This is a genomic window from Gilvimarinus sp. 1_MG-2023 (assembly GCF_030548285.1).
In genome coordinates this window covers 1-478 of sequence record NZ_JAUOSC010000114.1, presented here as the reverse complement: position 1 = coordinate 478, position 478 = coordinate 1, and the positions used below count along the sequence as shown (strand labels likewise).

2 protein-coding genes are annotated in these 478 nt (G+C 57.1%); both read right to left on the bottom strand.

The window, feature by feature from the left end:
* Window positions 1-141: aminopeptidase P family N-terminal domain-containing protein (locus tag Q4563_RS23550; RefSeq protein ID WP_336623040.1), on the bottom strand; the 141-nt coding region annotated here is incomplete at its 3' end.
* Window positions 138-478 (bottom strand): aminotransferase class III-fold pyridoxal phosphate-dependent enzyme (locus tag Q4563_RS15960; RefSeq protein WP_303605170.1); only part of this gene is annotated, 341 nt, incomplete at its 5' end. The genes Q4563_RS15960 and Q4563_RS23550, both read right to left, overlap by 4 nt.

Below are 478 nucleotides of genomic sequence, written 5' to 3'. Positions count from 1 at the left end.
GTAGTCGGTCAGGTACATGATGTTTTCCGGGTCGGAAATCACCACGGCATCCAGTCGCCGGTACGCAATACGCTGGCGCAGGTCATTCATGCGACGTACGTATTCCTCGTGCGGAAAAGTCATATCATCACGTTGTCTCATTGGGCGGCCTCCAGTGCGTTGTCGGTGGCACGGACCAGCACCGTCAGTCCTGCCTTCAGATCACTTTCAGGGATGGTTAATGGCGGAATCAGTTTCAGAACCCGGCCGCCGGTGCCACAACTGGCAATCAGCAAGCCGTTGTCGAAACATTCCGCCACAATGGCTTTGGCGTGGTCGCTATCGGCCACATCCAGCGCAACGATCAGGCCTTTGCCCCGAATCGCTACCTGTGGATATTTGCGCGCCAGCGGTGCCAGAGCTTCGTGTACGATATCGGTGTAGCGGGCAACCTGATCCATCAGTTCGCTGTCGCGGAAGTAGTTCAGCGCCTCGACAC